The 15,945-nt window shown below is 67.1% G+C and carries 15 protein-coding genes and 1 pseudogene; 7 read left to right on the top strand and 9 right to left on the bottom strand.

The window, feature by feature from the left end; genetic code table 11:
• Window positions 1-8: 8 nt before the first annotated feature.
• Window positions 9-1,103, bottom strand: coding sequence for a GNAT family N-acetyltransferase (locus ASE79_RS11870; protein ID WP_056416550.1), 1,095 nt, complete (start codon window positions 1,101-1,103; stop codon window positions 9-11).
• Window positions 1,104-1,196: 93 nt separating this feature from the next.
• Here ASE79_RS11870 and ASE79_RS11865 point away from each other — a divergent pair, with 93 nt between their 5' ends.
• Complete coding sequence (locus tag ASE79_RS11865) at window positions 1,197-1,655, top strand: DUF2721 domain-containing protein (protein ID WP_056416547.1); 459 nt, start codon at window positions 1,197-1,199, stop codon at window positions 1,653-1,655.
• Window positions 1,652-2,050, top strand: coding sequence for a DUF4345 domain-containing protein (locus tag ASE79_RS11860; protein WP_056416545.1), 399 nt, complete (start codon window positions 1,652-1,654; stop codon window positions 2,048-2,050). The genes ASE79_RS11865 and ASE79_RS11860 overlap by 4 nt, the downstream gene beginning before the upstream one ends.
• A 33-nt stretch (window positions 2,051-2,083) precedes the next feature.
• Here the strand turns inward: ASE79_RS11860 and ASE79_RS11855 are convergent, their stop codons facing one another.
• The gene (locus ASE79_RS11855) at window positions 2,084-3,664 is read right to left on the bottom strand and encodes an amidase (RefSeq protein WP_056416543.1); all 1,581 of its coding nucleotides are present in this window, start codon (window positions 3,662-3,664) and stop codon (window positions 2,084-2,086) included.
• Between the two features lie 118 nt (window positions 3,665-3,782).
• On the opposite strand from ASE79_RS11855, the gene ASE79_RS11850 reads away from it, so the two are divergent.
• Window positions 3,783-4,946, top strand: a complete 1,164-nt coding sequence (locus ASE79_RS11850) for an MBL fold metallo-hydrolase (protein WP_056417276.1) — start codon at window positions 3,783-3,785, stop codon at window positions 4,944-4,946.
• 214 nt (window positions 4,947-5,160) lie between these two features.
• On the opposite strand, the gene ASE79_RS11845 is transcribed toward ASE79_RS11850, so the two are convergent.
• Together ASE79_RS11845 and ASE79_RS11840 are read right to left on the bottom strand one after the other, a co-directional pair.
• Complete coding sequence (locus ASE79_RS11845; protein ID WP_056416541.1) at window positions 5,161-5,547, bottom strand: VOC family protein; 387 nt, start codon at window positions 5,545-5,547, stop codon at window positions 5,161-5,163.
• 244 nt (window positions 5,548-5,791) lie between these two features.
• On the bottom strand, window positions 5,792-6,622 hold the full coding sequence (locus tag ASE79_RS11840; protein ID WP_056016418.1) for a ferredoxin--NADP reductase: 831 nt from the start codon (window positions 6,620-6,622) through the stop codon (window positions 5,792-5,794).
• 304 nt (window positions 6,623-6,926) lie between these two features.
• On the opposite strand from ASE79_RS11840, the gene uvrB reads away from it, so the two are divergent.
• Window positions 6,927-9,125, top strand: a complete 2,199-nt coding sequence (gene uvrB / locus ASE79_RS11835) for an excinuclease ABC subunit UvrB (protein WP_056416538.1) — start codon at window positions 6,927-6,929, stop codon at window positions 9,123-9,125.
• 111 nt (window positions 9,126-9,236) lie between these two features.
• Here the strand turns inward: uvrB and ASE79_RS11830 are convergent, their stop codons facing one another.
• Window positions 9,237-9,611 (bottom strand): PRC-barrel domain-containing protein, encoded by a 375-nt coding sequence (locus ASE79_RS11830; protein ID WP_056417273.1) that lies wholly within the window; start codon window positions 9,609-9,611, stop codon window positions 9,237-9,239.
• Window positions 9,612-9,723: 112 nt separating this feature from the next.
• On the opposite strand from ASE79_RS11830, the gene ASE79_RS11825 reads away from it, so the two are divergent.
• Window positions 9,724-10,305: a hypothetical protein gene (locus ASE79_RS11825; RefSeq protein WP_235516895.1), complete on the top strand. Its 582-nt coding sequence runs from the start codon at window positions 9,724-9,726 to the stop codon at window positions 10,303-10,305.
• 527 nt (window positions 10,306-10,832) lie between these two features.
• On the opposite strand, the gene ASE79_RS11820 is transcribed toward ASE79_RS11825, so the two are convergent.
• The 3 genes from ASE79_RS11820 to ASE79_RS11810 all read right to left on the bottom strand — a co-directional run bounded on the left by ASE79_RS11820 (window position 10,833) and on the right by ASE79_RS11810 (window position 13,592).
• Window positions 10,833-11,321 (bottom strand): DUF2501 domain-containing protein, encoded by a 489-nt coding sequence (locus ASE79_RS11820; RefSeq protein WP_056416536.1) that lies wholly within the window; start codon window positions 11,319-11,321, stop codon window positions 10,833-10,835.
• A gap of 82 nt (window positions 11,322-11,403) precedes the next feature.
• On the bottom strand, window positions 11,404-12,024 hold the full coding sequence (locus ASE79_RS11815) for a hypothetical protein (protein WP_056417267.1): 621 nt from the start codon (window positions 12,022-12,024) through the stop codon (window positions 11,404-11,406).
• 50 nt (window positions 12,025-12,074) lie between these two features.
• Window positions 12,075-13,592, bottom strand: a complete 1,518-nt coding sequence (locus tag ASE79_RS11810) for a fumarate hydratase (protein ID WP_056416533.1) — start codon at window positions 13,590-13,592, stop codon at window positions 12,075-12,077.
• Window positions 13,593-13,655: 63 nt separating this feature from the next.
• On the opposite strand from ASE79_RS11810, the pseudogene ASE79_RS20970 reads away from it, so the two are divergent.
• Window positions 13,656-13,766: pseudogene (locus ASE79_RS20970) on the top strand (Sir2 family NAD-dependent protein deacetylase); the annotation flags it as partial.
• 544 nt (window positions 13,767-14,310) lie between these two features.
• On the top strand, window positions 14,311-15,045 hold the full coding sequence (locus ASE79_RS11805) for an NAD-dependent deacylase (RefSeq protein WP_056416529.1): 735 nt from the start codon (window positions 14,311-14,313) through the stop codon (window positions 15,043-15,045).
• On the opposite strand, the gene lgt is transcribed toward ASE79_RS11805, so the two are convergent.
• A complete protein-coding gene (lgt, locus tag ASE79_RS11800; protein WP_056416526.1) occupies window positions 15,046-15,888 on the bottom strand; it encodes a prolipoprotein diacylglyceryl transferase in 843 nt (280 codons plus the stop codon).
• Window positions 15,889-15,945: the final 57 nt, after the last annotated feature.

The raw sequence follows: 15,945 nt of genomic DNA, 5'->3' as shown, positions 1-15,945 counted from the left end.
CGCGCGCGTCAGTGGCCGCGCTGGCCGCTCCGGCGCCATAGCCGGCCGAGCAGGCGGCCGATCGTCGCGGGCAGGCCGGGGCGCAGCAGGATCCAGTCGCGGATCGGCGCGTCGGCGGTGGCGCCGATGACCTGCTTGTAGCCGCTGTCGCCCGCGCCCCAGTCGACCCGCTGGATGCCGCGCGCCTGCGCGGCCACCAGGTTGCGCCAGTAGAGCAGCTTGCCCGGCGACTGCTTGGCGAAGCGCGGGTCGTAGCTGTTGGCGATCGCGTAGAGGAGCGCGCCGGTATCGATGTCGAACGAGAAGGCGGCGGGCGCCCCCTCGACGCTGAGCAGCGCGGCACGGAACATGCCCGCGAGCACCGGGTCGGCGACCGCGGCCTGCCAGAAGGCGAGATGGCCATCGGTGGTGAATTTCATGTCGGTGCGATCGGTGGCGTGCGCGATCCAGCTCGTCTGCTCGACCGCGCCGAGACCAGCGAACGCGGCGGGCCAGTCCGCGCCCGACAGGAAGCGCCAGTCGAGCGCACCGTGCTCGGCGAGATGCTTTTCGTGGAAGCGGTTCTTGCGCAGCGTCGAGTTGCGCGGCCAGGGCTGGCCGTCGGCGACGGGGCGGAGATCGAGCGACCAGCTCTGCCCGATCGGCCGGTCGATCGCGGCCCAGCCGCTTGCACGCGCCGCCGCGATCAGCGCGGTGGCGGCGGGGTCGTCGTCATGGACGGGGCCGATCCGCAGGCCGTTGACGTGAGCCCCCAACGTCGACAGCGCGGTCTTGAGCGCAGCCTCGCCGGCGTCGAGCGCGAGGCCGAAGCTGCGGAACGGCCAGTAGCAGCCGGGGATCGTCGCCAGCCGGAGCGCGCGAGGACCGAGCGGCACGAACGGCAGCGCCAATACGGGCGCATCCTCCTGCTCGACCACCAGCGTCCGCGCCTGCCCGCCATAGGCGGCGAGCGCGGCGGCGTACCAGCCGAAGCGCAGGAAGCGGTGGCTCTGCGCGCCACGCTCGGCGACGATATCGATCGCGGCGGCCAGCCCCTCGACCACGTCGCCGCGGACGATGGGGGGCAGCCGGACGAAGTCGGCCAGAAGCATCGGCTTGGACATGACCCCTCGATACCGCGCAGAAGGTTACGATTGCATGCTCTTTTGCTGGCGCGGCCTTTTGCAATCGCGCGCATTCCCCACCATGGTGGCATCATGCCGACGATCCCCGCCATCTCGACCATCGCCCAGACGATCCAGCTCTCGCTTGCCCCGGTGTTCATGCTGGCGGGGATCGGGCAGCTGCTCAACGTGCTGGCGGGGCGCCTGTCGCGCGTGATCGACCGCGCACGGAAGCTCGAGCTGATGCACGGCAGCATTACGGGGCCCGACCATCATCGCTACGTCTGGGAGCTTCGCCTGCTCGACCGGCGGATGACGATCATCAACGCCGCGCTGTTCCTCGCGGTGTCGAGCGCGATCATGACCTGCGTGCTGATCGCGCTGCTGTTCATCGCCGAGCTTGCCAAGCTGCATTTCGGGACCGCGGTCGCGTTGTGCTTCATCCTCGCGATGATCCTGCTGATCGCGGCGCTCGTGTCGTTCATCGTCGAGGTGCGGATCTCGCTGCGCGCGTTCCGGATCCGGCCGGAATTGCTCAAGGACCTGTCGTGATCGTCGAAAAGCGCCTGTTGCAGGCGGTGATCGCGGTGGCGTGTCTGTTGCCGCTGATCGTCGGCGGCCAGGGCGTGCTGCATGGGCCAGCGCCATTCGGGCATCTGGCCGAGGCGCCGCGCGATCTGGACAGCCATTTCCGCTATATCTCGGGGATCTTCTTCGCGACGGGACTGGGCTTCGTCAGCTGCATTCCGGATGTCGAGCGCAAGGGCGCGCGGTTCCGGTTGCTGGGCGGGTTGATCGTCGTGGGGGGACTGTCGCGCGGGGTTTCGCTGCTGGCGGTGGGGGTGCCGTCGCAGGGGCATGTGCTCGGGCTGGTGATGGAGACGGTCGTCGTGCCGTTGCTGATGCTGTGGCAGTGGAATTTCGCGCGGCGGGCCCTCCGCGCCTGACGACCCTCCCCCGCCAGGGGGAGGATCGTTCGGTCAGCGCGCGGCGTCGAGGCCGGGGCCGACGTCGGCGGTCGGTAGGTAGCGGGGGGCGACGCGGGCCTTTGCGCGCTGTTCATACGCATAGCCCGCGCCGAGGACAGCCGCATCGCCGTATTTGGTGGCGATGAACGACAGGCCGACCGGCAGGCCGCGGACCAGGCCCATCGGCACGGTCAGGTTCGGATAGCCCGCGACCGCCGGCAGTTCGCTCGAGCTCGGGCCGCCATATTGATCGCCGTAGACGGGTTCGCTGAGCCAGGCGGGGCCGTAGGTCGGCTCGACCAGCACGGTCGCGCCCGCGCTCTTGAGCATCGCGTCGATCCCCTCCGCGCCTGCCAGCCTGAGCGATTTCGCGCGCGCGGCCTTGTAGGCGGGGTCGTTCAGGCCCTTGGTCCTGGCCGCCGCGTCGAACGTCTCCTGCGCGAAGAACGGCATTTCGGTCGCGGCGTTCGCGGTGTTGAACGCGATCACCTGATCGAGCGAGCGCGTCCGGACCGCCGCGGGGGTGGTCGAGAGATAGGTGTCGAGATCGGCCTTCAACTCGGTCTGGAGGACCAGCAGCTCCGCCTCGCCGAGGCCGTCCAGCTTGGGTTGCTTGACCTCGACCAGCACCGCGCCCGCGGCCTTCAGCACGTCGAGGGCGGCCTGGTATCTGGCCGCGACGTCGGCGGTCATCTCGGGCCGGAGCACGCCGACGCGTAGCCCCGACAGCGCGCTGGTCGAGAGCGCTGCGGCATAGTCGCGCTGGTAGGCCCCTGCCCCTGCGGTCGCCGTGTCCGCCGGGTCGCCCGCGATCATCGCCGAGAGCATCGTCGCGACGTCGCGCACGCTGCGCGCCATCGGCCCGGGCGTATCCTGGCTATGGCTGATCGGCACGACGTGCGTGCGGCTGACGAGGCCCAGCGTCGGCTTCAGCCCGACCAGCCCGTTGATCGACGACGGGCAGACGACCGAGCCGTCGGTTTCGGTGCCGATCGCCGCTGCCGCGAAACTCGCCGCGATCGCCGCGCCCGAGCCGCTCGACGAGCCGCAGGCGGTGCGATCGAGCGCATAGGGGTTGCGCACCAGACCGCCGACCGCGCTCCAGCCGCTCATCGACCGGGTCGAGCGGATGTTCGCCCATTCGCTGAGGTTGGTCTTGCCGAGGATCACCGCGCCTGCCGCGCGCAACTGCGCCACCACGGGCGCGTCGCGGCGGGTCATGTTGTCCTTGAGCGCGAGGCTGCCCGCGGTGGTCGGCATCGCGTCGGCGGTCTCGACATTGTCCTTGATCAGCACGGGCACGCCGTGGAGCGGACCGCGGATGCGTCCGGCCTTGCGTTCGGCGTCGAGCGCCCTGGCCTGCGCCTCCGCGTCCGGGTTGAGCGCGATCACGCTGCGCAACGCCGGGCCGGTGCGGTCCATCGCCGCGATCCGCGCGCGATAGGCGCGGACGAGATCGACGCTGCTCGCCTTGCCCGCGGTCATCATCGCCTGGAGCTGGTCGATCGACTGTTCCTCGACCGTGACCGTCTTCGTCTGCGCGACTGCTGGAATGGCGGTCGCGAGCAATAGCCCGATGATAAGCTTACGCATTTTGGAATCCCCTTTGGCGCGAGGCTATCGAGGTTGCGGCCTCGCGCCAAGCGGTCTGAACGATGGTCGCGACGATGCGTTACGCACCGGCAACGGATAGGGGAACGACGTGCGGCTGGTGTTGAAGATCGTCGGGAGTGTCGTGCTGCTGACGGTCGTGGTCGTCGCGCTGGCGGTGACGATCGTCCCGAGGTTCCTCGACCGGATCTATTATCGGGGGCCGGCGACGGCGCATTTCGACGGCGAGCGCTTTGCGAACCCCGACAACGACGCCGATACGCAGCAGATCCAGCCGGCGGGGGGCGGTCGCGCGAGCTTCTTCTGGCGCTATTTCACGGGGAGCGACGGGCGGCCGGCCTGGCCCAGTTCGGTGGCGGTGCGGCCGATCGCGCCGCCCGCGCGCGTGGAGGGCGAGCGGATGGTCGTGACGTGGGTCGGCCATGCCAGCGTGCTGATCCAGACGCAGGGGCTCAACATCCTGACCGATCCGGTGTGGGCGCAGACGGCGGGGCCGCTCGGCGCGGGGCCGCGTCGGGTCGCCGAGCCCGGGATCGCGTTCGATGCGCTACCGAAGATCGATCTCGTGCTGGTCAGCCATGATCATTACGACCATCTCGACAAGGCGACGCTTGGACGGCTCTGGCAGCGCGATCGGCCGCGGATCGTCACAAGTTTGGGGAATGACAGCGTGATCGGGCAGACCGGCGCGACGGCGACCGCGCTCGATTGGGGGCAGCGGGTGGCGATCAAGCCGGGCGTTTCGGTCAGCGTGACTCGCAACCATCATTGGGGCAGCCGCTGGTTCAGCGATCGGAACCGGGCGTTGTGGTCGAGCTTCGTGGTGACGCTGCCGGGCGGGAACGTGTTCTTTGCGGGTGATACGGGGATGGGCGACGGCAGGTGGCCGGTCGAGGCCGCAGCGCTCGGCCCGATCCGGCTGGCACTGATCCCGATCGGCGCGTTCCGGTTCGTCGACGGGCAGATGGAGTCGGGGAGCCATATCGGGCCGGTCGATGCGGTCGAGGTCTATCGCCGGCTGGGCGCGGCGCATGCGATCCCGATCCACTGGGGGACGTTCCGGCTGTCGTTCGAGGGGTATGACACGCCGCCCAAGCTGCTCGCGGCGGCGATGCGGTGTACTGGGCAGAGTGGGTTCGCGCCGGTGGCGATCGGGCGGCCGGTGGAGGTTGCGGGGTATGTAAAACCGGCGACGGGGACGCCGATGCCGCGGGCGGCGTTGCTGAAGTGCCTCGATACGGCAGCGGTTCGGGCTTTGCGGTAGGCCGAGTTATTGAGTTCAGAAAGCTCGACGTGTCGTCCAATGGATAGCTGCCCCCCCCGGCGGAGGCCGGGGCCCAATTGGGGGAGGCTGCTGGCAGTGGACCGCGCTTCATTACTGCCACCTTTCCAATTGGGCCCCGGCCTTCGCCGGGGTGGTATATTAGGCTGGGGTGGTGGCTCAGTCGAGGCGGTGATCGCTCAACCGGGCACGCCGCTCACCCCATCTTGAAGATGCACAGCTTGTTGCCGTCGAGATCGCGGAAATAGGCGCCGTAGAAGCCCATCTCGTCGGGGCCGCGCATGCCGGGGGCGCCTTCGTCCGCACCGCCGAGTTCGATCGCCTTGGCATGGACCTGGTCGACCTGCGCGCGCGAATCCGCCGCCAGCGCGACCATCGTGCCGTTGCCGGCGGTCGCGGCCTGGCCGTCATAGGGCTTGCCGATAACGAGCATCGGCTTGGCCGCGCCGGCGCCGTAGAAGGTCAGCTTGCGATCGTCGGGCATCTGCATGAGCCGCTTGCCGCCCGCCGTCGCGAGCAGCGCGTCGTAGAAGGTCAGCGCGGCGTCGATATCGTTGGTGCCGAGCGTTGCGTAGCCGATCATGACTCTCTCCTCTTGGGGGTTGAGGAGGCATATCGACACGGTTCTGCGGCCGAGACAATGCGCTTGGCCCGCCACCCAGTCCGTCATCCTGGGCTTGACCCAGGATCCAGAGCCACGATGCTCGCGCTATGTGGGTCTGGATCCTGACTTTCGTCAGGATGACGGGAGGTCGTCAGGATGACGGGAGGGCGTCAGGATGACGGGGGGCGTCAGGATGACGGGAGGTCGTCAGGATGACGGGGGGTCAGCCGACGAAGGCGCGCTCGATCACGAACGTGCCGGGCTTCGAATTCGCGCCCTCCTCGAAGCCGTTCGCTTCGAGCATCACCGCGAATTCCTTGATCATCTCGGTCGAGCCGCACAGCATCGCGCGGTCGGTCTCGGGGTTGAGCTTCTGCTCGCCGCGCACCGGATGGCCGAACAGCGACGCATCCTCGATCAGCGCGCCGATCCGCCGCGTGGTGCGGAACGGCTCGCGCGTCACGGTCGGGATGTAGTGGAACTGAGTCTGCGCCTCGTCGGCGATCAACGGGTCCTCGGCGAGCAGCCCGACCATCTCGTCGTGATAGGCGAGATCGCTGACGCGGCGCACGCTGTGCACGACGATGACCTGCTCATAGGCCGCATAGACGTCGGGATCGCGCATCAGGCTGAGGAACGGCGCGAGGCCGGTGCCGGTCGAGAACATGAAGAGGCGCTTGCCCGGGAGCAGCGCGTCGAGCACCAGCGTGCCGGTCGGCTTCTTGCCGAGATACACTTCGTCGCCGGGCTGGATCAGCTGGAGCTTCGAGGTCAGCGGGCCGTCCTCGACCTTGATCGAGAGGAATTCGAGCTCTTCCGAATAATGTGGGGACGCGATCGAATAGGCGCGCATGATCGGCTTGCCGCCCTCCTGGGGGAGGCCGATCATCACGAACTCGCCCGAGCGGAAGCGGAAGCTCGACGGGCGCTCGATCGCGAAGCTGAACAGATGTTCGTTCCAGTGGCGGACCCAGAGCACCTTGGCGTTGAGGAACGCGGGGGTCTCGGGGATCAGCGCGGGCGCGCGGGTTTCGGCGACGATAGGGGCGGTCATGCGTCTTTTCCTTGGCCTGCGCGGCGGGGCGTCGGCGGATCGATGGCTTGCGAAACGGTCGCATTATTGGCGCGCGGGGTATGGGTCAACAACAGCAAAGCTTGGGGGGGCACAAAGCGGCGGTGCATCAAAACGCTCGTCATTCCCGCGCAGGCGGGAATCCAGACTGGCAACGCTCTCCCTTAAATTGCTGACGGCGTAGGTTATGGATCCCCGCCTGCGCGGGGATGACGGGTGGTTAGTGGAATGATGGAGCATCCAACGGCGTTGCCGTCGCCGCGTCTGTTCCCCATATTCCCCCTCGATGGCCATTCAGATCCGCACCAGTCTCGCCGAGCCCGAAACCGGCGAAAGCTTCGTCCCGCACCGCCCGACCGCGCGGCCTGCCAAGGTCGAGGGCGGCAAGAGGTTCAAGCTCGTCAGCGAATACGCCCCTGCGGGCGACCAGCCGACCGCGATCGCCGAGCTGGTCTCGGCAATCGGCGAGGGCGAGAAGGACCAGGTGCTGCTCGGCGTCACCGGGTCGGGCAAGACCTTCACGATGGCGAGCGTGATCGAGCGCGTACAGCGGCCCGCGCTGATCCTCGCGCCGAACAAGATCCTGGCGGCACAGCTCTACGGCGAGATGAAGTCGTTTTTCCCCGACAACGCGGTCGAATATTTCGTCAGCTATTACGACTATTACCAGCCCGAGGCGTATGTCGCGCGGTCGGACACCTATATCGAGAAGGAATCCTCGACCAACGAGTCGATCGACCGGATGCGGCATTCGGCGACGCGCGCGCTGCTCGAACGCGACGACGTGATCATCGTCGCGTCGGTGTCGTGCCTGTACGGCATCGGCTCGGTCGAGACCTATTCGGCGATGATCTTCGACCTGAAAAAGGGCACGACGGTCGACCAGCGCGAGATCGTGCGCAAGCTCGTCGCGCTGCAGTACAAGCGCAACGACGCGGCGTTCCAGCGCGGCAATTTCCGCGTGAAGGGCGACACACTCGAGATCTTCCCGTCGCATTACGAGGACAGCGCGTGGCGCATCTCGTTCTTCGGCGACGATATCGAGGAGATCACCGAGTTCGACCCGCTGACCGGCAAGAAGGTCGCGTCGCTCAATTCGGTGCGAGTCTATGCGAACTCGCATTACGTGACGCCCGGCCCGACGCTGAAACAGGCGGGCGAGGCGATCAAGCACGAGCTGGCCGAGCGGCTGAAGGAGCTGGTGCTCGAGGGCAAATTGCTCGAGGCGCAGCGACTGGAGCAGCGGACGAACTTCGATCTCGAGATGATCGCGGCGACCGGCAGCTGTGCGGGGATCGAGAATTACTCGCGCTTCCTCACCGGTCGCATGCCGGGCGAGCCGCCGCCCACGCTGTTCGAATATCTGCCCGACAACGCTTTGCTGTTCGTCGATGAGAGCCACGTCACGATCGGCCAGATCAACGGCATGTCGCGCGGCGATCACCGCCGCAAGCTGACGCTGGCCGAATATGGCTTCCGCCTGCCGAGCGCGATCGACAACAGGCCGCTCAGGTTCAACGAATGGGACGCGATGCGGCCGCCGACGACCTATGTCTCGGCGACGCCGGGCAGTTGGGAGATGGAGCAGACCGGCGGCGTGTTCGCCGAACAGGTCATCCGCCCGACCGGGCTGATCGATCCGCCCGTCGAGATCAAGCCGGTCGAGGAGCAGGTGCAGGACCTGATCGTCGAGGTCGGGAAGACCACGGCGCTGGGGTACCGCACGCTCGTCACGACGCTCACCAAGCGGATGGCGGAGGATCTGACCGAGTATATGCACGAGGCGGGGATCAAGGTCCGCTACATGCACAGCGACGTCGAGACGCTGGAGCGTATCGAGCTGATCCGCGACTTGCGGCTCGGCGTGTACGACGTGCTGATCGGCATCAACCTGTTGCGCGAGGGGTTGGACATTCCCGAATGCGGGCTGGTCGCGATCCTCGATGCGGACAAGGAGGGATTCCTGCGCTCCGAGACCTCGCTGATCCAGACGATCGGTCGCGCGGCGCGTAACGTCGACGGTCGCGTGATCCTGTACGCCGATCGCGTCACGGGCTCTATGGAGCGCGCGATGAACGAAACCGCGCGGCGCCGCGAGAAGCAGGTCGCGTATAACACCGAACACGGCATCACGCCGACGACGATCCGTCGCAACATCGGCGACATCATCGCGCATGTGGCGAGCCAGGATCAGGTGACGATCCCGATCGACGAGGACCGGCCGCACATGGTCGGCCACAACCTGCGGGCGTATATCGAGGATCTGGAAAAGCAGATGCGCAAGGCGGCGTCCGATCTCGAATTCGAGACCGCGGGGCGGCTGCGCGACGAGATCCGCCAGCTGGAGAACGAGGAACTGGGTCTGCCGGTCGACCAGCAAAAGGCGCCGGTCATGGGCCGGTCGAACGAGGGCAAGCCGGGGACGCGGAAAACGCGCTACGGGAAGAGCCAGAAGATGCGGATGGGCGGGTCGCGCTCGCGTTGAGGCGGCCATGCCTGATCCGTCACCCTGACGAAAGTCAGGGCCCAGAGCCGCGAACGCTGCGGCCAGTAACTCTGGGTCCTGACTTTCGTCAGGATGACGGCAGGGGTCGGGTTAGCCGACGACGAGGTCTTCGCTGTTCGACCCGTAATAGCTTGCGACGCGGTCGGCATAGGCCTGGTCGAAGACGGGGGCGTTGTTCGCCCAGCTCGGGCCGCCTTCGAGGACGCGCTTGTCGATCGTCACGACGTAGAGGTCGCGGACCGCGTCGAACTGGAGCAGCGCGAACGGCAGCGGGTAGAAGCTCTTGCCCATGCCGAGAAAGCCGCCGAGGCTGAGCACGGCATGCGTCGCGCGGCCAGTGCCCTTGTGAACCATGAAGGCGTGGACCGAGCCGACATTGTCGCCATCGCGGCTCTCGACCTTCATCGTGCCGGAAACGCTCGCCTGGACGAGCAGCTGGGTCGGGGTCTGGGCGGCGTCGGACATGAACATTCTCCTGATATCTTCCGTCGCTGAACCGGTATCACCGTGCGGCGGTTCCCGGCTAGCGCGCTTCGTCGTGCTTGAGCCGCCGCCGGGCGTGCCGCATAGCGATGCGATGCGTACCCAGTCCCCCTGTTCCGTCGGCTTGCGATCGCTTGCCAGCCCCATCGTCCTGGCGCGACTAGCCGGTCTGGCGACGCTCGCAACGATCGCCGGCTGCGTCCCGCCGCCGCGCGCCGAGGCACCGCCGCCGCGCACGGAGGCGGCTCCGCCCCCCGCCCCGGCCCCGCGCCCCGTACCGATCGCCGCCGACTGGCGCGACTGGCCCTATTCGCCGGGGACCTGGGTGTATCGCCGCGACGCGCGCGGCTCGATCGCGTTGTTCGGGCCGGCCAATGCCGACGCCGCGCTGACGGTCCGGTGCGATACCGGCGCGCGGCAAATCTATCTGTCGCGCGCGGGCAGCACGGCGACGCCGCTGACGATCCGGACGTCGAGCGTGACTCGCGCCGTACCCGTCCAGCCGACGGGCAGCACGCCCGCCTATGTCGCCGCGGCGCTGATGCCGAACGATTCGCTGCTGGAGGCAATGGGGTTCAGTCGTGGGCGGTTCGTCGTCCAGCAGGCCGGGCTGCCGCCGCTGGTGGTGCCCGCCTGGGCCGAGATCGAGCGCGTGACCGAGGATTGCCGCGGCTGAAATCGACGAAACGACAGCCGCCAAGGATCGGCCGAAAACTTCTGTAAAACAAGGCTTGTATCGCATCCCCGTCCGGCACACATTGGCGTTGCGGTCAGGCTTGGCCGCGTTTTTTCCACAAGCGAAAGGAGGTGATCCGATGTCTCATGGTTCAGCAGTGAGTTCGGTTCGGTTCGTTCGGGGGACGCACCGCTAAGTCCGCCGGTTTGCGTGGGGAGTATCCTCTCCCAGTCAACACGTGAGCCATAGGATAGGTGGTACGCATGGTCCTCCGGGCTGGAGCTCTCCGGCCGCTGACCATGTCAGGAGGCTGTCGGTTCGTCGGGAGACGAGCCGGCAGCCTCTTTTCATTTTGGGGTGGTTTTCGTGGGTGGTGCGGGCGCGAACGGCGCTGATGATCCCACGAGGTACAGCCACCCTCCGTCATCCTGACGAAAGTCAGGATCCAGAGCCATCAACGGCGCGCTTTGTAACCCTGGATCCTGACTTTCGTCAGAATGACGGAGAGCGTTGAAAGCGGGCGAGCCTTAGAGGAACGCCTTCGCGCGCTTGAGCACGACGTTGCAGAGCTGCGTCTTCACCTGTCCGCCGAAATTGCCGAGCGACAGCGTCTGGCCATTGCCGGCCTGGACCTGCCCCGCCTGCCCCGCGGCATAGCCCGGCGAGGTCTGGACGTCCCTGCGTCCGGTCAGCTGTTGCAGGATCGACTGCGCACCGCTGGCCTGCGGGGTCGCCTGCGCGCCGGTCTGGCTGCCGGTCAGTCCGCCGAGCATGCCGCCCTGCCCGAGCAGCCTGTTCTTGAGGCAATAGCCGAGCAACCCCGCCGCATTGCCAGCCCCGACCGACCCGATATTCGGCAACCCGCCACCGAGCAGGCCACCAAGGCTGCCAAGCCCGCCGAAACCGCCCTGCGTCGCGCGCTCGGTTTGCGGTGCGGCGGTCTGGGCTGCGACCGTCTGCGCGGCGGCGCCTGTTGTCAGGCTCAGCGCGGCGGCAAGAGCGATGGCGGTTTTCATGATACGCAACTCCGATGGGTTTAGTTGACCAACGGTAGAGCGCCTGCCCCGTTCCGATGCGCTGCCGTATGGCAGCCCCGACTCAGCGCTGCGCAAACACCGCGTCGACCGATCCGCCGTTATTTGCCAGCACCGTCGCCACGCGGTGGCGCGCGTCGTGATAGGCCAGCGCGGGGGCATGGGGATCAGTCCGGCGCAGACGCCCGGCTTCGGCGTCGGTGAGGCTGCTTTCGGCCGCGACATGATCGGCATAGCCTTCCGCGACCCAGGTCGGGAGCAGCGCCGCGCGCAGTTCGCCGAGGTGGTCGGCGATCATGATGTGCGTCGTCTCGTGCGCGATCACGCCCGACAGCGTGCGCGTGTTGCCGATGTCGCGGTCGGTCGTCACGCGGTCCGCGGCGATATCGCTCCGGTTGACGACGATCGCCGATCCGAACGGTCGACGAAACGCGAAGGCGTGCGGCGACTGGAGCGCGAGTACGCGCCAGCGCCAGCCGCCGTTCGTCAGGAACAGCGACCGGCGCACGGGCCCCGAGTAGATCGGGCTCGATCGCAACAGCATTTCCGCGCGCGCGAGTTCGTCGACGATCCGCGTGTCGATCGGGCGCTCGGCATAGACGGTCACGTCGCCGATGCGCTGGCTGAACGGAAACGCGAGGACCTGCGGCGCATAGGCCAGCGTGAGCGCGAGCAGGAGGAGCATGGCGAGCGTCCACCCGACGGGGCCGCGCCGCCTCCTGCCTGCGCGCCCGGTCATGCGGGTGTGAGCAGCCCCTCGCGCGCGATCTTCTCGCGCCAGACGAGCGGGGCGAGCTGGTGGACGTTCTCGCCCGCCGAATCGACCGCGACGGTCACGGGGAAATCGGCGACCTCGAATTCGTAGATCGCCTCCATGCCGAGATCCTCGAAGCCGACGACCTTCGACCCCTTGATCGCGCGCGCGACGAGATAGGCCGCACCGCCGACCGCCATCAGATAGGCCGACTTGCGCTCGGCGATCGCCTTGGTCGCGTCCGCGCCGCGCTCGGCCTTGCCAACCATCGCGAGCAGGCCCTGGTCGAGCATCATCCGCGTGAACTTGTCCATCCGCGTCGCCGTCGTGGGGCCGGCGGGGCCGACCACCTCGTCACCGACCGGATCGACTGGTCCCACATAATAGATCACGCGACCGCGGAAATCGACGGGGAGTTCCTCGCCCTTGGCCAGCATGTCGGCGATCCGCTTGTGCGCGGCGTCGCGCCCGGTCAGCATCTTGCCGTTGAGCAGCAGGCGGTCGCCGTGCTTCCAGGTCTGCACCACCTCGGGGGTCAGCGTGTCGAGATCGACGCGGATCGCGGCCTTGTCGGGCGTCCAGTTGACGTCGGGCCATTCCTCGAGCTTGGGTGCTTCGAGATAGACCGGGCCCGAGCCGTCGAGCACGAAATGCGCGTGGCGCGTGGCGGCGCAGTTCGGGATCATCGCGACGGGCTTCGACGCGGCATGCGTCGGCCAGTCGAAGATCTTGACGTCGAGGATGGTGGAGAGCCCGCCCAGCCCCTGCGCGCCGATGCCGAGCGCGTTGACCTTGTCGTAGATCTCGATCCGCAGCGCCTCGATGTCGTTCCTGGGGCCCCGTTCCTTGAGCTGCGCCATGTCGATCGCGCCCATCAGCGACTGCTTGGCGAGGATCATCGACTTTTCCGCGGTGCCGCCGATGCCGATGCCGAGCATGCCCGGCGGGCACCAGCCTGCGCCCATCTGCGGGATCATCTCGAGCACCCAGTCGACGATCGAGTCGGACGGGTTCATCATCTTGAACTTCGACTTGTTCTCGCTGCCGCCACCCTTGGCCGCGACGTCGATCGACACCGTGTTGCCGGGCACCATCTCGACATGCATCACGCTCGGCGTGTTGTCCTTGGTGTTGCGGCGCGTGAAGGCGGGATCGGCGAGGATCGACGCGCGCAGCTTGTTCTCGGGGTTGAGATAGGCCTTGCGGACGCCTTCGTCGACGACCTCCTGCAAGGAACGCGTCGAGTCGAGACGGCAGTCCTGGCCCCATTTGACGAAGATCGTGACGATGCCGGTATCCTGGCAGATCGGGCGGTGGCCCTCCGCGCACATCCGGCTGTTGGTCAGGATCTGCGCGATCGCATCCTTGGCGGCGGGCGATTTCTCGGCCTCGTACGCGACGCCAAGCGCGCGGATGTAATCCATCGGGTGATAGTAGCTGATGAACTGGAGCGCGTCGGCGACGCTTTCGATCAGGTCGGCTTCGGTGATGACGGTCATGCAGCGCCTTTGCAGATGCGGGTATGGGGTGCCTTACCGTGCCCGGCCGGGTTATTGAAGGTCATGCAGGATATTCGGAACATCGTGGTGCTGACGGGCGCAGGCATTTCGGCGGAGAGCGGGATCGCGACGTTCCGCGGCCCCGGCGGATTATGGGAGGGGCACCGGGTCGAGAAAAAGTGGTAGTCCCAAACGTCGGATCGAATGTACGTAAACGCCCACTTGCGGACATCGCCGCGTAGTAGGATGCTCGGTGAATGAACGCGGCTTTCGGCAACATGCTTTGGCTTATATTTGCAGCGCAATCTCCTGTTGTTGGCCGCTCGCAGCCCCCACCAGATTTGGAAGTGGTTGGGCGGCTTCAAAATCTCGACTATGCGGCTGTAGACGATCCGGAGGATTTGCTGGGGCATGGCTGGATCACCGCCCGACTTCGCATCTCGCGAGTGGTGAGAGGTCGGCCTCCCTCGCGACTTATTACCATCCGCTACCTTGCGCACACCTACCGGAACGAAAGCTCGCCCGTTCGACTCAGGCTGCGAGCGAACCCGAACGGAACCTATGCCGTCTGCGCTACACCGGGGGGCGATGGGCTTGTGTGCGGCTAACGCAACGAGCAACGCCCGCTTCCACCAGTTCGAGACGTTGGCAATCCGGAAGGCGGACCGACCGCTCTCCACCACTTTCAGACATAACCCGCGCCGCGTATCCTCTGCCGATGCGTGACATCCAGAACATCGTGATCTTGACCGGAGCGGGCGTTTCCGCCGAATCCGGCATCCCCACGTTTCGCTCTAAGTCGGGCGTAACCTACTGGGACGTATACGAAACGGAGCTTGTTCCGAAAAGTTATAGAGTCGAAGATGTCTGCACGCCCGAGGCGCTCGCGGCGGATCCGGAGCTGGTGCACCGGTTCTACGACCTCCGCCGCGCTGCGTTGGCGGCGGTCGAGCCGAACGCGGCGCATCGGGCGTTGGCGCGGCTGGATGCGGCCTGGGACGGCGAGTTGCTGATCGTCACGCAGAATGTCGACGACCTGCACGAGCGCGCGGGGGCGACGCGGATGCTGCACATGCACGGCGAGTTGCTGTCGGCCTTGTGCGGCGTTTGCGGGCGCCGCGAGCCTTGGGACGGCGCACTGCCCGAGGGATCGGTGTGCGGCGCGTGTGGCGCGGCGGCGCTTCGGCCGGACATCGTGTTCTTCGGCGAGATGCCGTACCAGATGGAGCGGATCGAGGCGGCGCTGGCGCGCGCCGATCTGTTCGTGTCGATCGGGACGTCGGGGGCGGTGTATCCGGCGGCGGGGTTCGTGCAGACCGCGGCGTATCACGGCGCGCAGACGCTGGAGCTGAACCTCGATCCGTCGATGGGGAGCGTGTTCTTCGAGCAGACCCGGATCGGGGCGGCCGGGGTGCTGGTACCGGCCTGGGTCAGCGAGGTTTTGGGAGATTGATCATGCTGCGGGGACTGTCGCGACTCGGGATCCCCTGAGCGATAGGGCGAAAAACCAGACGCCGGCACCGATCATCGGCACGCTCAGCGTCTGCCCCATCGTCAGCCCCCACCACAGATGGTCGAGCCCGGCATCGGGCTGGCGGACGAATTCGAGCAGGACGCGTGCGGTGCCGTACAGGATCAGTCCCGCCCCGAGCAGGTGGCCGGGGCGAAGCCGCGCGTCGGTGCGCCAGAACAGATAGGCGAGTACGATCATGCTGAGCCCGCCCTCGAGCGCGGCTTCGTAGAGCTGGCTCGGGTGGCGCGGGATGCCGTCCTGCGTGCTGGGGAAGATCACCGCCCAGGGCAGCGAGCTCGGCCGGCCCCATAATTCCCCGTTCACGAAATTGGCGATCCGCACCAGCACGAGGCCGAACGGCGTCGCGCACGCCACATAGTCGCAGACGCGCAGCAGCCGCAGCCGGTGACGCCGCGCGAACAGGATCAGGCTGACGATCACTCCGAGGAACCCGCCGTGCAGCGACATGCCGCCCTGCCAGAGTTTCAGCACGTCGAGCGGGGCGCGCCAGATCTCGGGGCGGTAAAACATGCAATAGCCGAGGCGGCCGCCGATGATGATCCCGAGCGTCAGGGAGAAGACGAGATCGTCGACCTGCCCCGCCGCCATCGGCGCGCCGGACCGGCGGAGCATCGTCCGCAGATACCACCAGCCCAGCGCGATCATCGCGATATAGCTGATCGCGTACCAACGGAGCTGGAACAGGCCGAGATCCAGCGCCACCGGGGATAGATGAAGCTGGTCGTAGCGGATCGCGGAGGTCGCATCGATCAGGATCGGCATCGCGTGGTCCTCGTGCCGCTCAGCGGGCGAGGTCTATGGTAGCATGATCAGATTTCG

This window comes from Sphingomonas sp. Leaf28 (assembly GCF_001421685.1).
Classification (GTDB): domain Bacteria; phylum Pseudomonadota; class Alphaproteobacteria; order Sphingomonadales; family Sphingomonadaceae; genus Sphingomonas; species Sphingomonas aurantiaca.
This window is presented reverse-complemented; position numbering and strand designations above follow the sequence as displayed.

What these genes read in the sequence shown, in the direction of transcription:
- ASE79_RS11870 (WP_056416550.1), bottom strand. Translation starts at nt 1,103, where the DNA reads ATGTCCAAGCCGATGCTTCTGGCCGACTTCGTCCGGCTGCCCCCCATC.
- ASE79_RS11865 (WP_056416547.1), top strand. Translation starts at nt 1,197, where the DNA reads ATGCCGACGATCCCCGCCATCTCGACCATCGCCCAGACGATCCAGCTC.
- ASE79_RS11855 (WP_056416543.1), bottom strand. Translation starts at nt 3,664, where the DNA reads ATGCGTAAGCTTATCATCGGGCTATTGCTCGCGACCGCCATTCCAGCA.
- ASE79_RS11845 (WP_056416541.1), bottom strand. Translation starts at nt 5,547, where the DNA reads ATGATCGGCTACGCAACGCTCGGCACCAACGATATCGACGCCGCGCTG.
- ASE79_RS11840 (WP_056016418.1), bottom strand. Translation starts at nt 6,622, where the DNA reads ATGACCGCCCCTATCGTCGCCGAAACCCGCGCGCCCGCGCTGATCCCC.
- uvrB (WP_056416538.1), top strand. Translation starts at nt 6,927, where the DNA reads ATGGCCATTCAGATCCGCACCAGTCTCGCCGAGCCCGAAACCGGCGAA.
- ASE79_RS11830 (WP_056417273.1), bottom strand. Translation starts at nt 9,611, where the DNA reads ATGTCCGACGCCGCCCAGACCCCGACCCAGCTGCTCGTCCAGGCGAGC.
- ASE79_RS11825 (WP_235516895.1), top strand. Translation starts at nt 9,724, where the DNA reads ATGCGTACCCAGTCCCCCTGTTCCGTCGGCTTGCGATCGCTTGCCAGC.
- ASE79_RS11820 (WP_056416536.1), bottom strand. Translation starts at nt 11,321, where the DNA reads ATGAAAACCGCCATCGCTCTTGCCGCCGCGCTGAGCCTGACAACAGGC.
- ASE79_RS11815 (WP_056417267.1), bottom strand. Translation starts at nt 12,024, where the DNA reads ATGCTCCTCCTGCTCGCGCTCACGCTGGCCTATGCGCCGCAGGTCCTC.
- ASE79_RS11810 (WP_056416533.1), bottom strand. Translation starts at nt 13,592, where the DNA reads ATGACCGTCATCACCGAAGCCGACCTGATCGAAAGCGTCGCCGACGCG.
- ASE79_RS11805 (WP_056416529.1), top strand. Translation starts at nt 14,311, where the DNA reads ATGCGTGACATCCAGAACATCGTGATCTTGACCGGAGCGGGCGTTTCC.
- lgt (WP_056416526.1), bottom strand. Translation starts at nt 15,888, where the DNA reads ATGCCGATCCTGATCGATGCGACCTCCGCGATCCGCTACGACCAGCTT.